Genomic DNA, 19,850 nt, shown 5'->3' on the forward strand with positions numbered 1-19,850 from the left:
ACGGCCGGGAAACACCACCCTTTCCACCCCGAACACCGTGTTTGCACACCTAAGGCATGCAACCGCCCCTTTCGCGCCGTACCCGTAGATCACCAGGACTGTTTGGCTTGTCCGTGCGCACCACCACCTCGCACACCACCGACCCTCCGGGTCACCGTTGTTCACCTCTCTGCTGGAGGGAATGTGTCCACACCGGACAGCGTCATCGGCTCCGCCGTCGACGAGCCCGAGCCGGATCCGACCACCGACGGGCAGCTCACCAGCCTGAGCACCCGGGCGGCACGCCAGCTCGCCACGACCACCAAGTCCGAACCGCAGATGCAGGCCATCACCTCCCGGTGGCTGCTGAAGACACTGCCGTGGGTGGACGTCAAGGGCGGCACCTACCGGGTCAACCGGCGCCTCCAGCTGCGCACCGGGCGGGGCCGGGTGAGCTTCGAGCACAACGGCGGGGACGACATCCGGGTCATCCCGGGGACCCTCACCGAGCTGCCGATCCTGCGCGGTTACGACGACCCGGACGCGCTGACCCAGCTCGCGGACCGGTTCCAGCCCCGCGAGGTACGCGCCGGGCAGGTGCTGTTCGAGGCGGGGCAGCCGGTCAGCGAGACCTACCTGGTGGTGCACGGCCGGTTCATCCGGTACGCGGCCGGCAAGTACGGCGAGGAGGAGGTCGTCGGGGTCGTCACCGACGGCGACCAGATGGGCGACGAGGCGGTCGGCCAGACCGATCCGCTCTGGCTCACCTCGGTACGGGCCGAGACGGCGGGCGTGGTCCTCGCGCTGCCCTGGGCGGTGGCCGAGGAGATCATGGACCGGGTGCCGTCGCTCGGCGCCCATCTGCAGGCCTACGTCGACCGGCAGCGGCTGCCGATGAACCGCAAGGGCGAGGCCGAGGTGCCGGTGCAGGCCGGCCACACCGGCGAGCCGACCCTGCAGGGCGGCTTCGTGGACTACGAACTCGCACCGCGCGAGTACGAGTTGTCGCTCACCCAGACCGTGCTGCGGGTGCACTCCCGGGTCGCCGACCTCTACAACCACCCGATGGACCAGACCCAGCAGCAGCTGCGGCTCACGGTCGAGGAGATCCGCGAGCGCCAGGAGTGGGAGCTGGTCAACAACCGGGAGTTCGGGCTCCTGCACAACATCGACTACGGGCAGCGGATCAGCTCGTTCACCGGTCCGCCGACCCCGGACGACATGGACGAGCTGATCTCCATGCGCCGCAAGACCAAGGTGATCCTCGCGCACCCCAAGGCGATCGCGGCCTTCTTCCGGCAGTGCAACCGGCGCGGCCTCGTACCCCCGTCCACCGACGTCGACGGGCACGAGATCCCGGCCTGGCGCGGGGTCCCGATCTACCCGTGCAGCAAGATCCCGATCAGCGACGATCACACCAGCAGCATCATCGCGCTGCGCACCGGCGAGGCCGACCAGGGGGTCGTCGGCCTCTATCAGACCGGTATCCCCGAGGAGTTCCAGCCCGGCCTGAACGTCCGCTTCATGGGCGTCAACGAGCAGGCCGTCATCAACTACCTGGTCACCGCCTACTACTCGCTCGCCGTCCTGGTCCCCGACGCGGCCGGGATCCTGGAGAACGTCCAGCTCGGCCGCACCGCCGACTGACGGCCTGGAGCACATCCATGAGCACACCCACCACCGGCTACGCCCTGCCGGGGCCGCCGAACATCGCGGAGCGGCTGCGCCCGGCCAGGCGCACCGGGGCGGTCCCCGGACTGCTCCACCGGCCGGCCGTACCCGCCGACCCGGAGAAGGCGGCCGAGCTCGACCGCCGGCTCGAGACCTGGGCCCGCGAGCTCGACCTGTTCCCCGCGGCCTGGAAGGGGGACTTCTCCGACTTCCAGTTCGGCCGGGCCGTCGCCCTGCAGCACCCGGGCGGCCTCGACCTGGACCGGCTCACCGCGGCCGGCAAACTCCTGCTCGCCGAGAACATCGTGGACTCCTGCTACTGCGAGGAGGACGAGGGGCGGGGCGGATCCCGGCGGGGCCTCGGCGGCCCGCTGATCATCGCCCAGTCGGCACTCGACCCCTTCCACGGCATCCCGGAGCTGGAGGAGGAGTGGCGCGAGGGCGTCCGGGCCACCGGGCCCCTGCGGTCGTACCACTTCGCCCTCACGGACTTCGCGGCCTTCGCCACGCCCAGCCAGACCGACCGGTTCGTCCACGACGTCGCCCGGCTGCACCTCGGCTACCTCGCCGAGGCCGCGTGGATGGAGACCGGGTACGTACCGCGGGTCTGGGAGTACCTGGTGATGCGGCAGTTCAACAACTTCCGGCCCTGTCTGTCGATCGTCGACGCGGTGGACGGCTACGAACTGCCCGAGCAGCTCTACGCCCGCCCGGAGATCCAGCGGATCACGGCACTGGCCTGCAACGCCACGACCATCGTCAACGATCTGTACTCCTTCACGAAGGAGCTGGCGAGCGACCCGGACCACCTGAACCTGCCCCAGGTGGTGGCCGCCAACGACCGGCAGGGCCTGAAGAGTGCCTATCTGAAGTCCGTCGACATCCACAACCGGGTCATGAACGCCTTCGAGGAGGAGTCGGCCGCCCTGTCCGCCACTTCGCCGCTGGTCGCCCGCTACGCCGAGGGGCTCGCGGCCTGGGTCTCCGGCAACCACGAGTGGCACGCCACCAACACCAGCCGCTACCACCTGCCCGACTACTGGTAGCCACCGAGCCAGTCCGAAGAACCGAACCACCGAAGCACCGTCAGCAACACTTCGAGGAGAACCTGTTGACCACCGCCCCTGTCGCTCGGAAGACCACCACGTCAGCCCCGGTGCCGACCCAGTCCAGGTACCAGAACAGCGTCGCGGAGTACTGGAACGCCGAGGAGAACCCGGTCAACCTCGAACTCGGAAAGATCGACGACCTCTACCACCATCACTACGGCATCGGTGAGGCCGACTGGTCGGTGCTCGACGAGACCGGCCCCGCCCTGCGCAGGGAACGCGTCACCGCCGAGCTGCACCGCCTGGAGCACGCCCAGGCCGAGCTGCTCGCCTCGCACCTCGGCGCCCTCACACCGGCCGACCGGGTCTTCGACGCGGGCTGCGGCCGCGGCGGCGGCAGCATCGTGGCGAACCTGCGCTACGGCTGCCACTCCGACGGCGTGACCATCTCCGCCAAACAGGCCGACTTCGCCAACGAGATGGCCCGCAAGCGGGAGGTCGGCGACAAGGTCCGCTACCACCACCGGAACATGCTGGACACCGGCTTCGAGACGGGCGCCTACGCGGCCTCGTGGAACAACGAGTCCACGATGTACGTGGAGCTGGAGCTGCTGTTCGCCGAGCACGCCCGGCTGCTGCGCCGCGGCGGACGCTACGTGACGATCACCGGCTGCTACAACAACGCCTACGGCCAGGCATCCCGCGAGGTGTCCCTGATCAACGCCCACTACATCTGCGACATCCACCCGCGGTCTGAGTACTTCCGGGCGATGGCCGCCAACCGCCTGGTGCCGGTCCATGTGGAGGACCTCACCGCGGCGACGATCCCGTACTGGGAACTGCGCAAGCAGGCCGACCACCTGGTGACGGGGATCGAGGACGCCTTCCTCACCGCGTACAAGAACGGCAGCTTCCAGTACCTGCTGATCGTGGCCGACCGGGTCTGACCCGGCGGCGGGTCCACGCGGGGGCGGTGTCCACGGACACCGCCCCCCGTACGGCTCACTCCCCCGCGTACGCCTTCTTCAGCGCGGCGATGTCCAGCTTGCCCATGGCGTACATGGCCCGGGTGGTGCGCGCGGCCTTCTCCGGGTCGGCGTCGCCGATCATCTCGATCAGCCCGTCCGGGATGACCTGCCAGGACACCCCGTACCTGTCCTTGAGCCACCCGCAGGGGCCGGGCTCGCCACCGTTCTCGGTGAGCTTGGCCCAGTAGTGGTCGACCTCCTCCTGGCCGTCGCAGTAGATCTGGAAGGAGATCGCCTCGCTGAACTTGAACTGCGGGCCGCCGTTGATGGCGACGAACTTCTGCCCGTTGGCCGTGAAGTCGACGGCCAGCACCGACCCCGTCTCCCCCGGCCCCGCCTCGTTGTACCGGCCGACCTTGCCGATGCTGGAGTTCTTGAAGATCGACACGTAGTAGTGGGCGGCCTCCTCGGCCTGGCCGTCGAACCAGAGACACGTGGTGAATCCGTCGGTGGTCATGAGCACCTCCTGGGAGCGGGGAAACGCGGTCATGTGTACCGACCCCCGCTCACCGAGAAACTCATCGCCGAACGCCCCTCCAGGGGCACGGGGGTACCCCCAGGCCGAAGGCCGGGGGAGAACTGCGCGGGCCCCGGCGCCCGTTGCGGCACAGGGCGGAGGCGCTGGCGCCGGGGCAAGGGGCACCGGCATCCTGCTCACTGTGGACGCACTGGAATTCAAGGTGAAGGACCCGGGGCTGCGGAGCATCTTCGACCAGGACGCCGAGCGGTACGAACGGGCCCGGCCCCGCTACCCGGCCGCGCTGGTCGAGGAGCTGGTCCGGGTCACGGGGGCCGGGCCGGACGTCCGGGTGCTGGAGATCGCCCCGGGCACCGGCAAGCTCACCGCCGACCTGGCGCGGTCCGGCTGTTCGATCACCGCCGTGGAGATCGGCCCGAGCATGGCCGCCGTCGCCCGCCGGCAGCTCGCGCCCTTCCCCCGGGTGGAGGTGGTGGTGTCGGCCTTCGAAGAGTGGGAGCCGCCCCCGGAGCCGTTCGACGCGGTGGTCTGCGCGACCGCCTTCCACTGGCTCGACCCGGCGGTGCGGCTGCCGAGGGCGGCCCGGGCACTGCGTCCCGGCGGCCGCCTCGGGATCGTCTCCACCCATCACGTGGCGGGCGGCACCGAGGACTTCTTCGCCGAGGTCCAGGAGTGCTACGAGCGATGGGATCCGGCCACCCCGCCCGGCCTGCGCCAGACCCGCGAGGCGGACCTCGCGACCGACACGAGCGAGTTCACCGGGTCCCCGTATGTCACCGACGTCGCCGTGCAGGGCCACGCCCAGGAGATCACCTACACCACCGGCCAGTACCTGGACGTGCTGCTCACCTACTCGAACCACCGGGCGCTCCCGGAGGCCGCCCGGGACGGGCTGCTCGCGGGCATCGGCGAGCTGATCGACTCCCGGTACGGCGGTGTGGTCACCAAACGGTACTGGCACGAGCTGGTCACAGCCGTCCGCGTCGGGCCGTAGCCACCTCGTCCACAGCCCGCCACCGGCGGTTTTCCGCCAGGAGGGGAAACGGGACGCATGCGTCGCGTCACACCGGGTACCCGAGCCGCAAGGCACGCATGGGGTGTCCGGTTCCGGGTATCCGGGGCTGGTAACCGCCTGGACAGTGCCGGGACGACACCGGCCGAAGAGGCGCCGCCGCAACGTGAGTGACCTGGGAGAGGACATGAACACCGCCGGGATCCGGTCGGAAGCAGTGAAAGCCGCTCACCCCGTCGAGGCGTGGACGACGCAGGGGGCACTGCCAGGAATCGAGGACCCGCGGACCGTGGCCCCGCGCGACGCACGCGAGCTGTCCCGCCAGTTCTTCCAGCGGCTCACCGAGCTGGAGGAGGGCACGCAGGAGTACCAGTACGCCCGCAACACGCTCATCGAGATGAACATGTCGCTGGTCCGGTTCGCGGCCGGACGGTTCCGCAACCGCGGCGACGACATGGAGGACATCGTCCAGACCGGGATGATCGGCCTGATCAAGGCCATCGACCGGTTCGAGCTGTCGCGCGAGGTCGAGTTCACCTCCTTCGCGCTGCCGTACATCGTGGGCGAGATCAAGCGGTTCTTCCGCGACACCACCTGGGCGGTGCACGTGCCGCGCCGGCTCCAGGAGCTGCGCGTGGAGCTGGCCAAGGCGCGCGAGGAACTCTCCAGCCGCCTGGACCGGGAGCCGACGGTCGCCGAGCTGGCCACCCTCATGAACCTGTCCGAGGGCGAGGTGGTCGAGGGCCAGCTGGCCGCCAACGGATACAACTCCTCCTCCCTTGACGCCGCGCTGACCGGGGACGGCCCGGAGGGCGGCGAGGCGGTGCTGGCCGACTTCATCGGGGTCGAGGAGGAAGGCCTGAGCCTGGTGGAGGACTTCCAGTCGCTGGCTCCGCTCATGGCCGAGCTGAGCGAACGGGACCGCGAGATCATCCATCTGCGGTTCGTGGAGGAGGCCACCCAGGCCGAGATCGGTGAGCGGCTCGGGTGCTCCCAGATGCACGTCTCCCGCCTGATCAAGCGGATCATCATGCGGCTGCGTCAGGGGATGCTGGGCGAGCTCGGCTGCGCCTGACGGCGGGATCCACGGGCGCTGCCCCGCACCGGCGCGCGGGGCGGCGCCCGTGATGACGGTCACCAGGTTCACAGGTTCACAGGGTTACAAGGGTCACAGGGTCATCTGGGAAAGCGCACCAGCGCGCGTACCCGCTTGCCGACCGGCACCCGTTCGGCGACCACCTCCGTGGCCAGGGCGTGGACGATCTCCAGTCCGTGCCGGCCGACCCGCTCGGGGTCCCTGGGGAAGCGCCGGGGCAGGGCGGCGCTGCTGTCGTACACGGAGACCAGGACCGCGCTGTCCGTACCCTCCAGTTCCAGGATGTACGGGCCGTTGCTGTGCCGGTCCGCGTTGGTCACCAGCTCACTGACCACGAGCAGCAGCTCACCGTCGGCCCGGGGGTCGATCGAGGCGCACCACTCGGTCCTGAGCTGCTCCAGGAAGCCGGCCGCGAAGTCCCGCGCCTCGGCGATGCAGCCGGGCTCACCGGTGTAGTGCGCCGCGCGTCGCAGCGGCTCCACGGGTACGTCGAAGCCAGTCGGTATCACTGCCCCGCCCAGGTTTTCGATCATGCGTGTCTCTCCAGGAGGCCGGCCCGGCCCGTCGCTGTGCACCCATGCTCGTACCCCGAGTGCGCGCCGACAGTCCCCGCAGGTGTTCGCCGACCGCGCACATCTCACGTCGCGCTGGTCACAGTCCCTGCGAACCGGAGGCGGCCGGGCCGGGCGGTACCTGCCGGGCCGAGGACGCCGGGGCGGCAGACGACACCGAGGCTCCGGGGCCGTGCGAGGCCGGCGACGCCGCGGACTGCCCGGACTGCGGGGCGAGCGGCTGCGCGGAGGACGGCGGCTCGGAGGCCGGTCCCTGTGACTTCGGCGGCTGCGACGCCGGCGACTCGTTCTTCGGGGATTCGGTACGGGGGGACTCGGTACGGGGGGACTCCGTCTTCGGGGACTCCGTCTTCGGGGACTCCGTCTTCGGTGACTCGCTCCGCGGTGGGGTCGACGACGGCGGTGACGAGGACGACGGTTTCGAGGACGGCGATGAGGACGAGGGCGGCTTGGACGCCGGCGGCTGCGAGGACGGGGAGTTCGGGGACGACCGGTTCGCCGACGGGGACCCGGAGCCGTTCCCCGGACTCGTCGGCGTCGACGGGCCGGACGCGGTCGGTGGGCACGGGGTGGTGCCGGCCGACCCGGGTCGGCCGGACGCGGGCGGGCAGTCGTGGTGGGGCGGCGGGTTCATGGGGTCCGGGTCGGCCGGGGGCCTGGCCGGACGGTCGTCGTGCCCGGTGTGGTCGCCGCGGTGGCGGCCGAACCAGTCGTGGTGCTCGTGGTCGAAGACGACGAACACCTTGACGACCTGCGCCGCGGGTACGACGACGACCACGTTCGCGGGCCGGTAGGCGGCCCAGGCGGTGCCGACGGTCCTCGGGGTGGAGCGCTGCGCGACCGGCGGGGCGAGCGGGTTGCCGCAGGCGCACCGCAGCCGGGGCACGCCGTGCCCGTCGACCAGGACGGCGGTGCCCGTCTGGAGGACGGACTGGTAGGTGCTCGTCCTGCCGTCGCGGTAACCGTGGGCGGTGACCCGGGTGTCCGCGCGCAGCTGTACGGGGGTGAGGGAGCGCAGGTAGGCGGGGACGCCGGCGGGCTGTACGCCGGCCTGCGAGGCGAACGCCCTGTTGCGGGAGGGCGAGGCCTGGAAGTACCTGATCTGCTGTTCGACGTCGCAGCTGGTGCTGTTCTTCGTGCCGCTGTAGAGGCCGGGCGCTCCGCCGCTCACCCCGCGCACCTCGTTCACCGACGCGCCCGCCGCGACCGGGGCGGCGGACACCTGCGCGGCAGTGCCCTTCTTGGCGGTCGACTCGGTGAACGGGTCCTCGCCGGAGCTGTTGGCGGCCTGCAGGAAGACCTCGCCACGCCGGCCGGAGCTGTCGCCCGAACGGGTGAGGACCACGGCCAGGGCCGCGGCGATCACCACGGCGGTGGTGAGCGTCGCGATCCGGGGCGCCGACCTCCACCACGGACGATGCGGCTCACCGCCCTGCCCGTCGCCGCCGCCGGGCGGCTGCGAAGGGGGGCCGGGAGGTGGCCCGGAGGGACCGGACAGGGGGCCTGAGGGGGGTCCGGTGGGACGGCCGGACGACGGCGGTTCGACACTCACGCGCTCATCTCCCCGGTGCGGTAAACGGGATTCATGAAAAATGCCTCATTCGGGGCATGTCCAGGCCAATGTGCGCCGGGCCGGCGTCGTCCGCAAGCCGACGCGGACGGACCACCCGGCGGGCGGCGGGTGAGGGCGTCGCCTAGCGTGGCAGCGTGCGCCCTCCCATCGCCTCCGAGCGGCCGGTGGCCGCGCCGCCCGGCCGGCCCGTGCCCCGGCACGGCTGGGCGCCGGCCCTGGCCGTGGTGCTGGCCGCGTCGGTCGCGATGCTCGTGGTTGCCGCGCTGGGGCTGTGGGCGGCGGGCGCGACGGATCTGCCGAAGGGCGCGTTCGTGCCGGTGGTTCTCGCGACCGTGGTGACGGCGGTCGGCGGCGCCGTCGAGCTGTCGGGGAACGCGGGCGCACTGGCCCGTACGAACGCCGGGCTCACGGTCGTTCCGCTGTCGGTGACGCTGGTCGGGGCGCTGGTCGCCGCCGGGGGCTTCCTGCGGCCGCTGCGGCACCGGGCGGTGGCCGGGATCGCGGAACTGGCCGGGTGGGCGACGCGGATCGCGGCGTTGTGGCTGCTCGCGCTGATCGGGCTCGCGGCCGGGGCCCGGCACACCTTCGCGGTGGACGTGGGCAGCGGCACCCTCAGTGATCTCACCGGCGCGCTCGGCGCCGCGCCGGAGGCGGGTTTCACGACCGATGTGCCGCAGACGGCCGGGTTCGGGCTGCTCTGGCTGGCTGGCGTCCTGCTGCTGGCGCTGCTGGTCTCGCGCGGGGCACCGCTGCCGGGACGCTTGCTGCGCTTCCAGGCCTCGGTGCGCCCGGCGGCGTACGCCATGGTCGTGCTCCTGCTGGCGTACGTCGTGCTGGCCCTGGTGATCGCCCTGGCCACGATGGTGACCCGTGGGCATGCCAGGGAGACGCTCGCGGTGGTCCTGCTCGGGCTGCCCAACCTGGCCTGGCCGGCCCTCACGCTGGGGCTGGGCGCCACCTGGAAGGGCAGGGTCGACGGGCCGTTCGGGCTGCCGGTGCCCAAGGTGCTGGCCGAGGTGCTGCGCACGCCGGACGTCTCGACGCTGAACCTGCGTACGGTCACCGCCCACGACGGCCGCTGGTGGTGGCTGGCCTGGGTGGCCGCGGTGCTGCTGCTGGCCGCCGCGTTCCTGATGGCGGTCCGCTCCCCGGCCCGGGTCCGCGCCTGGCAGCATGCCCTGCACCTGGCGGTCGCCCTCGCGCTGACCATGCTCACGCTGTGCCTGACCGGCCGGATCTCCGCCCACTACGGCCTCTCCCTGCTCGGCATCGGCGACCTGGGCGGCAACCTCTCCGGTGAACTGCTGCTGGAGCCCGTGCTCTGGCCGGCGGTGGGTCTGGGGACGCTGTGGGGTCTGCTCGCCGGGTTCCTGGGCGCGCTGCTGGCCCGTCCGGTGCACCGGCGCGGCGAGGTGGCGCCCTGAGCTCGGCCCGCCGTCAGCGGTCACCGTCGGGGGCGACCACCCGGGTCGGAGCGCGGTCGGGACCGGCACGCCCCGGGTCGGCGCGGTCGGGACCGGTACGCCCCGGGTCGGCGCGGTCGGTGACGTACGTGGACAGCCGCCGCCCGTCGCCGTACAGCCAGCGTCCCTCGGCGGGGTCGTACAGCCACATCGACTCCCCGTCGACCACCACGCCGATGCGCAGTCCGTGGGTGCGGCTCCGGAAGGACTCCCCGTCGAGGCCGCCGACGGCCAGTTCCTCGACGGCGGCCCGGTAGCCGGTGAGCGCCTCGGCGGCACGGGCCAGCAGGGGGCGCGGGTCGGTCGCCTCGGTGGGCGGGCCGCCGGTGACCGGCGGGTCCTGGGGCACGGCGACGAGGTAGCGGCCGTCGACCCAGGCGGACCAGCCGTTGGCGCAGCCGATGCGCGCCCAGTCGCCGTGCCGTTCCACGAGCTGCACCGGCAGCAGCGGGTCGAGGGGCACGGTGGGCCGGGCCGGGTCGGGGGCCTCCCAGGCGGGCATGCCGTCGCCGGGGACGACATGGGTGGCCCGGAATCCTGGCGTCGTCGTCATCGGTCGCCTACTTCCGCATCACGGCCGGTTCGTGGCGGCGCAGCAGCCGGGACAGCGCACAGCCGAAGACGGCCGCCAGCACCATCAGCATGACCATGTTCCGCAGCCAGACGCCCGCCGAGTGCCGGAAGAGGGGGTCGGCGGTGAGGGTGCCGGGCACGATCCGGTGCAGGTCGACGGTGCCGGCCATGGCACCGAGCGCCCACCGCGAGGGCACCAGCCAGGCGAGCTGTTCGAGACCCGGCACGCCGTTCAGCTTCAGCAGGGTCCCGCAGAAGACGACCTGGACGACGGTGAGCAGCACAAGGAGCGGCATCGTCACCTCCTCCTTGCGGACCAGCGCGGAGATCAGCAGGCCGAGCATCATCGCGGTGAAGGAGAGCACGGCCACGGCGAGGGTGATCTCCAGCAGGGGCGGCATCAGCACCCCCTGGCCGCCGGGCGCGTTGAGGTCGACGCCGGCCAGGCCGACCTGGGTGAGCACGATCGCCTGGAGCACGGTGATGGCACCGAGGACGACGACCTTCGACATCACGTACGCCGATCTGGGCAGGCCGACGGCTCTCTCGCGCTGGTAGATGACCCGTTCCTTGACCAGTTCGCGCACGGCGTTGGCCGCGCCGGTCAGCACGCCGCCCACGCACAGGGTGAGCAGGGCGTTGGTCGCGGTGTCGAAGGTGAGCTTGTTGCCGGCGACGGCGCGGGCCATGGCGCCCATCACGAACGGCAGCCCGATCATGATGGCGAGGAAGGTCCGGTCGGCGGCGAGCGCGGCCGTGTAGCGGCGTACCAGCGTCGAGAACTGGGCGCCCCAGCTGCGCGGCCTGGGCGGCGGTGGCGCCGCCGCCACCGGCCCGGAGCGCGGCAGCACCGGCTGCGCGCTGGAGTTCACGATGTACTTGCGGTGGTACGACGAGGCGCGGTACTCCCCCGCCCAGTCCCGGCCGGTGTCCCGCTCGAACGCCTCGAACGCCTCCGGCCACTCCTGGAACCCGAAGAAGCCGAGGGCGTCGCCGGGCGGCCCGAAGTAGGCGGTCCGGCCGCCCGGTGCGAGCACGAGCAGGCGGTCGCAGACGTCGAGGCTGAGCACGCTGTGGGTGACGACGATGACGGTGCGGCCGTCGTCGGCGAGTCCGCGCAGCATGTTCATCACCGAGCGGTCCATGCCGGGGTCGAGTCCGGAGGTCGGCTCGTCCAGGAAGAGCAGGGACGGTTTCGTGAGCAGTTCCAGGGCGACGCTGACCCGCTTGCGCTGTCCGCCGGAGAGGCTGTGCACGGGCTGCTCGGCGCGCTGTTCGAGGCCCAGTTCCCGGATGACCTCGTCGACCCGGTGCCGGCGCTCGGCCTTCGCGGTGTCCTCGGGGAAGCGCAGTTCGGCGGCGTAGGTGAGGGCGCTGCGCACGGTCAGCTGGACGTGCAGGATGTCGTCCTGGGGGACCAGTCCGATGCGCTGGCGCAGTTCGGCGTAGTCGCGGTAGAGGTCGCGGCCGTCGTAGAGGACGGTGCCGTGCTCGGCGGGGCGCTGGCCGGTGAGGGCGTTGAGCAGGGTGGACTTGCCGGCGCCGCTCGGTCCGACCACCGCCAGCAGGCACTTCTCGCCGACCGGGAAGGAGACGTGGTCCAGCAGGATCTTGCGGCCGTGGTCGACGGCGACGGTGAGTTCCTGGACGTCGAGGGAGACCTCACCGGTGTCGACGTACTCCTGCAGCTCGCCGTCGACCAGGCAGAACGCGGAGTGGCCGATGCCGACGACGTCCCGGGGGCCGAGCAGCGCGCGGGTGACGGCGCGGCCGTTGAGGTAGGTGCCGTTGTGGCTGTCGAGGTCGACGATCTCGTGGCTGCCGTCGGGGTCGCTGCGCAGTTCGGCGTGGTGGCGGGAGACGATCAGGTCGTCGACGACGATGTCGTTGTCGACGGCGCGTCCGATGCGGACCGTGCGGGCGGGGAGCCGCATCACCGAGGAGGGCTGCCGGAAGGTGCCGGTCCTCGAGGGCATGGAGACGACGGAGGGGCGGTCGGCGGCGGGTGCCGGGCGGCCGCTCAGGACGGCGGACGGCCCGTCGGCGGGGCTGCCGAAGCGGATCACCGTGCCCGGTCCGACCTCCCACTCCCGGATGCGGCGGCCGTCGGCGTAGGTGCCGTTGGTGCTCTGCTCGTCCTCCAGCGTCCAGTGCCCGTCGTCGGGCCGCAGCACCGCGTGGTGCCACGAGACCCGGGCATCGTCGATGACGATGTCGCTCAACGGGTCCCGCCCGACGTGGTAGTCGCGGCCCGGGCTCATCACCGTGGATCCCGTGTCCGTCTCCAGGACGAGTTCGGGCGCCGTCGAGGCGACCGGCCGCTCCGCCATGGGCAGAATTCTACCGATCCGGCCTGTTCTGTGCCTGGTCATGGCCGCGCCGGCGGCCGTCCCGGTCAGCCGACGGGGACGACGAGGGCCGGGATGGTGCGCTGCATCCGCAGGGCGTCGACGGACTCGGCGAGCAGTTCGTACTCCGTGGTGTCGTCCTGGAGCGCGATCCGCACCAGCCGTCCGCCGGCCAGCTCGTCGGCGACCAGTTCCTGCCGGGCCGCGTCGGCGCACCAGGCGCGCAGCAGGCCGGGTACGTCGGAGACGGTCTCGGCGACCGGGACCAGTGATCCGTGCGGGAATCTGGGATTCTCGGGTAAGGGGTCGAGGCGTTCGGCGATCCAGGAGGCCCGGTCCCGTAACCACCACAGCGCCAGTGCCAGCGTCGGCGCACGGTAGGTGCCGAGCGGAACGCCGATGCGTTGCCCGCCGCACGTGCCGTATGCCGTGACATGGCACAGGAATTCGTCGTGCACGATCACTCCCCCGTAGCTCGCCGGTGTGCCGTCGCGGCCGGGTTTCCGTGCGGCTCCTGTGCGGTGAAGTGCTCCTGACATTCGAGTATGTTCACTTTCGAAACACTGTCACCACACCTTTCCGGCCAGTCTCTTGGCATATTCCCCCTGCGAATTGGCCGAAATGCGCGAGCTGCGGCGGCCGGCCTTCATTACCCGAGGGGTAATCGACCCGCCGCACGGACCGGGGCATGGTGGTGCCAACGGATCGCCGCACACCGCGATCCGGTCCCTGACCAGCGCTGACGACCTCGATGGAGGCTGATTCACCATGTCCGTGAACACCGACCGTTACCAGACCGCCGCCGCCCGCTACTTCGAGGCCTGGAACGCCACCGAGCCGGAGGCGCGGGGCAAGGCGGTCGCGGCGGCCTGGGCGCCGGAGGGCGGTTACACCGACCCGCTCGCGGATGTCTCCGGACATGCGCAGATCACGGCCGTGATCGCGGCGGTGCACGAGCAGTTCCCGGGTTTCGTCTTCCGTCCGCTCGGGGTCGTCGACGGCCACCACGACACGGCCCGCTTCGGCTGGGAGCTGGTGAACGAGGCGGAGGGCTCGGCTCCGGTGGCCGGTTTTGACGTGATCACACTCAGTGAGGACGGCCGGATCCTCCGGGTCCTGGGCTTCCTGGACCGGGTTCCGGCCGGAGCGTGAGCCGGCGCCCGGGCTGAACGGCCGACGGGCGCGCCGGCCGACGGGCGCGCCGGTTGCCGGGCGCGCTGGTCGCGCCGGTCGCCGGGCGACGATTCGGGTCGACCGCCCGGCAACGCATCGGCTCGGCCGCCGGATGACGATTCGGGTCGCTCATCCGGCGGCCACCGGCCGGCTCACCGGTTGATGATCGCGTCGATCCGCACCAGCTCCTCCGCGTCGAAGTCGAGGTTCCGGATGGCGCCGACGCAGTCCTCGACCTGCTGTGGGCTGCTCGCGCCGATCAGCGCGGAGGTCACCCGGCCGCCGCGCAGCACCCAGGCCAGGGCCAGCTGGGCCAGGGTCTGGCCGCGGCCCTTGGCCACCTCGTCGAGGTCGCGCAGCTGGGCGACCAGGTCCGCGGTGACCGCGTCCGAGTTCAGGAACGGGCTGCCGCTCGCGGCCCGCGACCCCTCCGGGATGCCGTCGAGGTAGCGGCCGGTGAGCAGGCCCTGCTCCAGCGGGGAGAAGACGATCGAGCCGACCTGCAGCTCGTCGAGGGCGTCCAGCAGGCCCTCCGTCTCCGGGCGGCGGTCGAGCATCGAGTAGCGCGGCTGGTGGATGAGGAGCGGCGTGCCGAGCTCCCCGAGGATCCGGGCGGCCTCGCGGGTCTGCTCCGCCGAGTAGTTGGAGATGCCGACGTAGAGCGCCTTGCCCTGCTGGACCGCGGAGTGCAGGGCGCCCATCGTCTCCTCCAGGGGAGTCTCCGGGTCCGGGCGGTGCGAGTAGAAGATGTCCACGTAGTCCAGGCCCATCCGGGTCAGGGACTGGTCGAGCGAGGACAGCACGTACTTCCGCGAACCCCACTCGCCGTACGGCCCGGGCCACATCAGGTAGCCGGCCTTGGTGGAGATGACCAGCTCGTCGCGGTAGGCCGCGAAGTCCGCGCGGAGGGCCTCGCCGAACGCGGACTCGGCGGCGCCGGGCGGCGGGCCGTAGTTGTTGGCGAGGTCGAAGTGGGTGACGCCGAGGTCGAAGGCACGGCGCAGGATGGCGCGCTGGGTCGTCACGGGCCGGTCGGGCCCGAAGTTGTGCCACAGGCCGAGCGACAGCGCGGGGAGCTTCAGGCCGCTGCGGCCGCTGCGGCGGTACGGCATGTCGGCGTAGCGGTCGGGGTGTGCGGTGTACAACGCGACTCCAGAGGGGTTGGCACAGGATCTACCGATCCCACTCTTTCCCGAGCCGCGGGCAGTGGTCCAACAGGAGAATCCGATGGAATTGTGCGGCTAGGCTGCTCAATCATGGAACTGCGCCACCTCCAGCACTTCGTCGCCGTCGCCGAGGACCAGCACTTCACCCGGGCCGCCGAGCGGCTCATGGTGTCCCAGTCCGGTCTGTCGGCCTCCATCCGGGCCCTGGAGCGGGAGCTGCGGGCGCCGCTGTTCGTGCGCACGACCCGCCGCGTGACGCTGACCGAGGCGGGCCGGGCGCTGCTCGGCGAGGCGGAGCGGATCCTCGCCCAGGTGCGCTCCGCGCACGAGGCGGTGGCCGCGGTGCAGGGCGTGCTGCGCGGGACGCTGGCGCTGGGCACCGAGCAGTGCATCGCCGGGGTGCACGTGGCGGGGCTGCTCGCCGCTTTCCGGCGCCGCCACCCGGACGTGGAGATCCGGTTGCGACAGGCCGGTTCGGGCGCGCTCGCCGAGGAGGTGGGGGCGGGCCGGCTCGACCTGGCCTTCGCCTACCGCACCCAGGACGACACCGATCAGCTGCGTTCGGTGTCCCTGACCGCCGAGCCGATGACCGTGCTCTGCCATCCCAGCCACCGGCTGGCGACGGCGGGCCCGGCCGTGACCCCGGAGGACCTGGGCGGGGAGGTGTTCGTCGACTTCCACCCGGACTGGGGCCCGCGCCGCTCGACCGACGTGGCCTTCGCCGAGGCGGGCGTGCGGCGTACGGTCGCCCTCGAGGTGAACGACGTGCACAGTCTCCTCGACCTGGTCGACGAGAACCTCGGCATCGCCGTCGTACCCCGGCACTTCCGCCACAAGCGCCCCACGCTGACCGCGCTCGCGCTCAAGGACACCGACGAGACCGCGTACGAGACGGTCGCCCTGCTGCCGCCGGAGTCGGCCACCAGCCCGGCGGCCCGGGCGCTGATCACCCTCCTCGAAACAGGGGGGCTGGCAACACCCCTGGACGGGCCCTGCCCCTCCTGACCCGGCCAGCCCGTCGCCGCAGACTCGTGGATGTCCACGACGACGACGCGACGGGGAGTACGGAGATGGCGGAACACACACGGCGTACGGTGCTGCGCGGGGCGGCGGGCCTGGCGGTGGCGGGCGCGCTGACGGGAGCGACGGTCCGTCCGGCGGCAGCGGCAGCGGCACCGGACCCGGCGGATCGGCGGTATCCCTTTCTCGAGGGCGCGTTCGCCCCGGTCACCGAGGAGCTCACGGCCTTCGACCTGCCGGTCACCGGCCGCATCCCGAGCGACCTGAACGGCCGTTACCTGCGCAACGGCCCGAACGTGCTCGGCCTGGAGGATCCGCGCGCCCACCACTGGATGCTGGGCGCGGGCATGGTGCACGGGGTACGCCTGCGCGACGGCCGCGCCGAGTGGTACCGCAACCGCTGGGTGCGGTCCTCCCAGGTGACCGCGGAGCTCGGCGAGACCTACCCCGGTCCGGTCCCGCCGGACGACTTCGCCTGCAACACCCATGTCATTCCCTACCGGGGGCGGATCCTCGCACTCCAGGAGAGCGGCCCGCTGCCGTACGAACTCGACGGCGAACTCGGCACGGTGGGCAGCTACGACTTCGGCGGCTCCCTGGAGGGCGCGTTCACCGCGCACACCAAGTACGACGCGCACGCGGACGAGCTGCACGCGATCGCCTACTACCCGACCTGGGACCACGTCCGGCACCTGGTCGTGGGCCCGGCCGGCCGGGTCGCCCGCACCACCCGGATCCCGGTCGCGGACGCGCCGATGATGCACGACTTCGCGCTCACCGAGAACTACGTGGTCGTCTTCGACATCCCGGTCACCTTCGACGCGGCGGCGGCCGAGGCGGGCGCACTGGTGCCGTACGTCTGGAACCGGGAACACCCGGCCCGGGTGGGCGTGATGCCCCGGTCCGGGGGCGCCGTCCGCTGGTTCGGCGTCGACCCGGTCTTCTACTCGCACACGCTCAACGCGTACGACGAGGGCGGGCCCGTGGTGATCGACCTGACGACCTATCCGGCCCCCTTCGACGTCGCGGGCGCCACCACCGACGGCCCGCACGCGGTGGGCACCGCCAGGCTGGAGCGCTGGACGGTCGACCTGCGCCGCGGGCGGGTCCGCAGGCGCACCCTCGACGACCGCCCGCAGGAATTCCCGCGCGTCAACGAGGAGCTGGTGTCCCGCCGGCACCGTTACGGCTACTCGGCGGCCGCCGCCGAGATGTCCGTCGCCTATCTGGCCGGCGACGGCAATCCGCCGGACCGCGCCTTCTCCAACGCCCTCCTCAAGCACGACCTCGCGCGCGGCACCGCCGAGGTGCACCGGCTGCCGAGGGGCGCGGCGGCGGGCGAGGCGGTGTTCGTGCCGGGCGAGCACGGGCGCCGCGAGGACGACGGGTACGCGATCGCCTACGTCCACAACCCGGACCGCGGCGCCGCCGACCTGCTGATCCTCGCCGCGCAGGACTTCACCGGGGAGCCGCTGGCCCGGGTCCACCTGCCGGGCCGGGTGCCGCTCGGTTTCCACGGAAGCTGGATTCCGGACGCATGACGACCGGCGATGCGCGATCGTGGTCGTATGCATGCAAGGGACATCCTCATCGACGGCTTCGGCCGCATCCAGGAAGAAGTCCATGCCGCCCTCGACGGCGCCGACCCCGACCTGCTCAACAGGCTCCCCGCCCCTGACGCCAACTCCATCACCTGGCTGGTCTGGCACCTCACCCGGATCCAGGACGACCACATCGCCGACGCCTTCGACCTCGACCAGGTGTGGCTGACCCAGGGCTGGGAGAAGCGTTTCGGCCTCGGCCTGCCACCCCGTGACCACGGGTACGGGCATACGCCCGCCGAGGTCGCGAAGGTCAGGGTGGACTCCGGCGACCTGCTGACCGGCTACCACGACGCGGTGCACGAGCAGACCCTGGGGGTGCTGCGCGAGCTCCCGGCCAAGGACCTGGAACGGATCGTGGACACCCGCTTCGATCCGCCGGTCACGCTGGGCGTGCGGCTGGTGAGCGTCCTGTCCGACGACCTTCAGCACGTCGGACAGGCCGCCTACCTGCGGGGGCTGCTTCAGAGCACGGAGGCGTAACCCGGCAGGACCACGTCCTCGATGAGGGCCCTGCGCTCGTCGAACGGGATGAACGCGCTCTTCAGGGCGTTCACCGTGACCGTGCGCAGGTCCTCGACGGTCCAGCCCGCCTCCTCGACCAGCAGGGACATCTCCCGGGTCATCGTCGTCCCCGAGACCAGCCGGTTGTCGGTGTTGAGGGTGACCCGGAAGCCCAGTTCCTTCAGCGCGGTGATCGGGTGCTCGGCGATCGAGGTGGCACAGCCGGTCTGCAGGTTGGAGGTGGGGCACATCTCCAGGGCGATACGGCGGTCGCGCACCCAGCCGGCGAGGCGGCCGAGCTTGCCGTCCACGATGTCCTCGGTGATGCGCACGCCGTGCCCGATGCGCTGGGCACCGCACGCCTGGACCGCCTGGTGGATGCTGGGCAGGCCGAACGCCTCGCCGGCGTGGATCGTGAAGGGCACGCTCTCCTCGCGCAGGTACCGGAAGGCGTCCAGGTGGTCGGCGGCCGGGAAGCCGGCCTCGGCACCGGCGATGTCGAAGCCGACGACGCCGGCGTCCCGGTAGGCGACGGCCGCTTCGGCGGCCTCGCGGACCCGGTCGAACATCCGCATCCCGCAGAGCAGGGTGCCGACACGGACGGGCGTGCCCGCGGCGGCGGCCTTCGCCATGCCGGCGGCGAGCCCTTCCTGCACGCTCTCCACGACCTCGTGCAGCGTGAGGCCGCCCTTCACGTTCAGCTCCGGTGCGTAGCGCACCTCGCCGTAGACGACCCCGTCGGCGGCCAGGTCGAGGACGTACTCCTCGGCGACCCGCCGCAGCCCCTCCTTGGACTGCACGACGGCGAGGGTGTGCTCGAAGGTGGCTATGTAACGCACCAGGTCGCCGGAGTTGGCGGCCTCGACGTACCAGGCGGCCAGCTCGTCGGGGTCGGTGGTGGGCAGGGTGTGACCGACCTCGGCCGCGAGCTCGACCAGGGTGGCGGGGCGCAGGCCGCCGTCGAGGTGGTCGTGCAGGACGGCCTTGGGGAGGCGACGGATCACGTCTGCGTCTACGCGCGTAGCAGTCATGGTGGAGCTGTCCTCGGCAGGTGGTTCGAAGTGGTCGGTCAGGCGGCGGGCTGGAGCAGGTCCCAGCGGTTTCCGTAGAGGTCCTGGAAGACGGCGACGCTGCCGTACGCCTCGTGCCGCGGCTCCTCCAGGAAGGTCACGCCGGCGGCGGTCATCCGGGCGTGGTCGCGGGCGAAGTCCTCGGTGTGCAGGAAGAACCCGACCCGGCCGCCCGTCTGGTCGCCGACGCGGGCACGCTGGTCCTCGTCCTTGGCGCGGGCGAGCAGCAGTCCGGTGCCGTCCCCCTCCGCGCCGGGCGCCACGACGACCCAGCGGGAACCGTCCGGGCGGGGCGTGTCCTCGACGAGCCGGAACCCGAGGGCCTCGGTGTAGAAGCGGATGGCCTCGTCGTAGTCGCCGACGACAAGGGTGACCAGGGCGACGCGTCGCATGGGGGCCTTTCGGTGGAGCGGTTAGCGGAAGAGGTTATACGTAAAACTCCCGGGACGCCAGCCACCCTTTCCCACCGGCGGC

18 protein-coding genes and 1 pseudogene are annotated in these 19,850 nt (G+C 71.8%); 10 read left to right on the forward strand and 9 right to left on the reverse strand.

Annotated elements, in window-relative coordinates; translation table 11 throughout:
* Positions 1-183: 183 nt before the first annotated feature.
* The 3 genes from BLW82_RS02665 to BLW82_RS02675 all read left to right on the forward strand — a co-directional run bounded on the left by BLW82_RS02665 (position 184) and on the right by BLW82_RS02675 (position 3,646).
* Positions 184-1,626, forward strand: a complete 1,443-nt coding sequence (locus tag BLW82_RS02665; protein WP_093497273.1) for a family 2B encapsulin nanocompartment shell protein — start codon at positions 184-186, stop codon at positions 1,624-1,626.
* Positions 1,627-1,643: 17 nt separating this feature from the next.
* Positions 1,644-2,696, forward strand: coding sequence for a family 2 encapsulin nanocompartment cargo protein terpene cyclase (locus BLW82_RS02670; RefSeq protein WP_093497274.1), 1,053 nt, complete (start codon positions 1,644-1,646; stop codon positions 2,694-2,696).
* Between the two features lie 65 nt (positions 2,697-2,761).
* Positions 2,762-3,646, forward strand: coding sequence for a geranyl diphosphate 2-C-methyltransferase (locus tag BLW82_RS02675; RefSeq protein WP_093497275.1), 885 nt, complete (start codon positions 2,762-2,764; stop codon positions 3,644-3,646).
* 55 nt (positions 3,647-3,701) lie between these two features.
* Here BLW82_RS02675 and BLW82_RS02680 read toward each other — a convergent pair whose 3' ends face one another.
* Positions 3,702-4,184: a VOC family protein gene (locus BLW82_RS02680; protein WP_093507811.1), complete on the reverse strand. Its 483-nt coding sequence runs from the start codon at positions 4,182-4,184 to the stop codon at positions 3,702-3,704.
* A gap of 202 nt (positions 4,185-4,386) precedes the next feature.
* Here BLW82_RS02680 and BLW82_RS02685 point away from each other — a divergent pair, with 202 nt between their 5' ends.
* On the forward strand, positions 4,387-5,199 hold the full coding sequence (locus tag BLW82_RS02685; protein WP_256215607.1) for a class I SAM-dependent methyltransferase: 813 nt from the start codon (positions 4,387-4,389) through the stop codon (positions 5,197-5,199).
* 205 nt (positions 5,200-5,404) lie between these two features.
* On the forward strand, positions 5,405-6,292 hold the full coding sequence (locus BLW82_RS02690; RefSeq protein ID WP_093497277.1) for an RNA polymerase sigma factor SigF: 888 nt from the start codon (positions 5,405-5,407) through the stop codon (positions 6,290-6,292).
* Between the two features lie 101 nt (positions 6,293-6,393).
* Here BLW82_RS02690 and BLW82_RS02695 read toward each other — a convergent pair whose 3' ends face one another.
* Positions 6,394-6,846: an ATP-binding protein gene (locus BLW82_RS02695; RefSeq protein WP_093497278.1), complete on the reverse strand. Its 453-nt coding sequence runs from the start codon at positions 6,844-6,846 to the stop codon at positions 6,394-6,396.
* 322 nt (positions 6,847-7,168) lie between these two features.
* Positions 7,169-8,437 (reverse strand): annotated as a pseudogene (locus tag BLW82_RS02700) (DUF6777 domain-containing protein); the annotation flags it as partial.
* 155 nt (positions 8,438-8,592) lie between these two features.
* Between BLW82_RS02700 and BLW82_RS02705 the strand changes: the two are divergent.
* On the forward strand, positions 8,593-9,882 hold the full coding sequence (locus tag BLW82_RS02705) for a streptophobe family protein (RefSeq protein WP_256215608.1): 1,290 nt from the start codon (positions 8,593-8,595) through the stop codon (positions 9,880-9,882).
* Positions 9,883-9,895: 13 nt separating this feature from the next.
* Here BLW82_RS02705 and BLW82_RS02710 read toward each other — a convergent pair whose 3' ends face one another.
* The 3 genes from BLW82_RS02710 to BLW82_RS02720 form a co-directional block, all read right to left on the reverse strand.
* On the reverse strand, positions 9,896-10,474 hold the full coding sequence (locus BLW82_RS02710) for an SH3 domain-containing protein (protein WP_093497279.1): 579 nt from the start codon (positions 10,472-10,474) through the stop codon (positions 9,896-9,898).
* 7 nt (positions 10,475-10,481) lie between these two features.
* The gene (locus BLW82_RS02715; RefSeq protein ID WP_093497280.1) at positions 10,482-12,824 is read right to left on the reverse strand and encodes an FHA domain-containing protein; all 2,343 of its coding nucleotides are present in this window, start codon (positions 12,822-12,824) and stop codon (positions 10,482-10,484) included.
* Between the two features lie 65 nt (positions 12,825-12,889).
* The gene (locus BLW82_RS02720; protein ID WP_093507813.1) at positions 12,890-13,300 is read right to left on the reverse strand and encodes a hypothetical protein; all 411 of its coding nucleotides are present in this window, start codon (positions 13,298-13,300) and stop codon (positions 12,890-12,892) included.
* 310 nt (positions 13,301-13,610) lie between these two features.
* Here BLW82_RS02720 and BLW82_RS02725 point away from each other — a divergent pair, with 310 nt between their 5' ends.
* Positions 13,611-13,994: a nuclear transport factor 2 family protein gene (locus BLW82_RS02725; protein ID WP_093497281.1), complete on the forward strand. Its 384-nt coding sequence runs from the start codon at positions 13,611-13,613 to the stop codon at positions 13,992-13,994.
* Between the two features lie 173 nt (positions 13,995-14,167).
* Here BLW82_RS02725 and mgrA read toward each other — a convergent pair whose 3' ends face one another.
* On the reverse strand, positions 14,168-15,160 hold the full coding sequence (gene mgrA, locus BLW82_RS02730; protein WP_093497282.1) for an L-glyceraldehyde 3-phosphate reductase: 993 nt from the start codon (positions 15,158-15,160) through the stop codon (positions 14,168-14,170).
* A 111-nt stretch (positions 15,161-15,271) separates the two neighbouring features.
* Here mgrA and BLW82_RS02735 point away from each other — a divergent pair, with 111 nt between their 5' ends.
* The 3 genes from BLW82_RS02735 (at position 15,272) to BLW82_RS02745 (ending at position 18,285) form a co-directional block, all read left to right on the forward strand.
* On the forward strand, positions 15,272-16,186 hold the full coding sequence (locus BLW82_RS02735; RefSeq protein WP_093497283.1) for a LysR family transcriptional regulator: 915 nt from the start codon (positions 15,272-15,274) through the stop codon (positions 16,184-16,186).
* 65 nt (positions 16,187-16,251) lie between these two features.
* Positions 16,252-17,742, forward strand: a complete 1,491-nt coding sequence (locus BLW82_RS02740; RefSeq protein ID WP_093497284.1) for a carotenoid oxygenase family protein — start codon at positions 16,252-16,254, stop codon at positions 17,740-17,742.
* Positions 17,743-17,769: 27 nt separating this feature from the next.
* Positions 17,770-18,285, forward strand: a complete 516-nt coding sequence (locus tag BLW82_RS02745; protein WP_093497285.1) for a mycothiol transferase — start codon at positions 17,770-17,772, stop codon at positions 18,283-18,285.
* Here the strand turns inward: BLW82_RS02745 and BLW82_RS02750 are convergent.
* Positions 18,267-19,337, reverse strand: a complete 1,071-nt coding sequence (locus BLW82_RS02750) for an adenosine deaminase (RefSeq protein ID WP_093497286.1) — start codon at positions 19,335-19,337, stop codon at positions 18,267-18,269. The genes BLW82_RS02745 and BLW82_RS02750 overlap by 19 nt on opposite strands.
* A gap of 38 nt (positions 19,338-19,375) precedes the next feature.
* Entirely contained in the window at positions 19,376-19,768 is a 393-nt protein-coding gene (locus BLW82_RS02755; protein WP_093497287.1) for a VOC family protein, read from the reverse strand.
* Positions 19,769-19,850 lie beyond the last annotated feature (82 nt).

The organism is Streptomyces sp. Ag109_O5-10, from assembly GCF_900105755.1.
Lineage (GTDB): Bacteria > Actinomycetota > Actinomycetes > Streptomycetales > Streptomycetaceae > Streptomyces.

Coding starts and splice junctions, on each gene's coding strand:
- BLW82_RS02670 (WP_093497274.1), top strand. CDS start 1,644: ATGAGCACACCCACCACCGGCTACGCCCTGCCGGGGCCGCCGAACATC.
- BLW82_RS02680 (WP_093507811.1), bottom strand. CDS start 4,184: ATGACCACCGACGGATTCACCACGTGTCTCTGGTTCGACGGCCAGGCC.
- BLW82_RS02690 (WP_093497277.1), top strand. CDS start 5,405: ATGAACACCGCCGGGATCCGGTCGGAAGCAGTGAAAGCCGCTCACCCC.
- BLW82_RS02695 (WP_093497278.1), bottom strand. CDS start 6,846: ATGATCGAAAACCTGGGCGGGGCAGTGATACCGACTGGCTTCGACGTA.
- BLW82_RS02710 (WP_093497279.1), bottom strand. CDS start 10,474: ATGACGACGACGCCAGGATTCCGGGCCACCCATGTCGTCCCCGGCGAC.
- BLW82_RS02715 (WP_093497280.1), bottom strand. CDS start 12,824: ATGGCGGAGCGGCCGGTCGCCTCGACGGCGCCCGAACTCGTCCTGGAG.
- BLW82_RS02725 (WP_093497281.1), top strand. CDS start 13,611: ATGTCCGTGAACACCGACCGTTACCAGACCGCCGCCGCCCGCTACTTC.
- BLW82_RS02735 (WP_093497283.1), top strand. CDS start 15,272: ATGGAACTGCGCCACCTCCAGCACTTCGTCGCCGTCGCCGAGGACCAG.
- BLW82_RS02740 (WP_093497284.1), top strand. CDS start 16,252: ATGGCGGAACACACACGGCGTACGGTGCTGCGCGGGGCGGCGGGCCTG.
- BLW82_RS02745 (WP_093497285.1), top strand. CDS start 17,770: ATGCATGCAAGGGACATCCTCATCGACGGCTTCGGCCGCATCCAGGAA.
- BLW82_RS02750 (WP_093497286.1), bottom strand. CDS start 19,337: ATGACTGCTACGCGCGTAGACGCAGACGTGATCCGTCGCCTCCCCAAG.
- BLW82_RS02755 (WP_093497287.1), bottom strand. CDS start 19,768: ATGCGACGCGTCGCCCTGGTCACCCTTGTCGTCGGCGACTACGACGAG.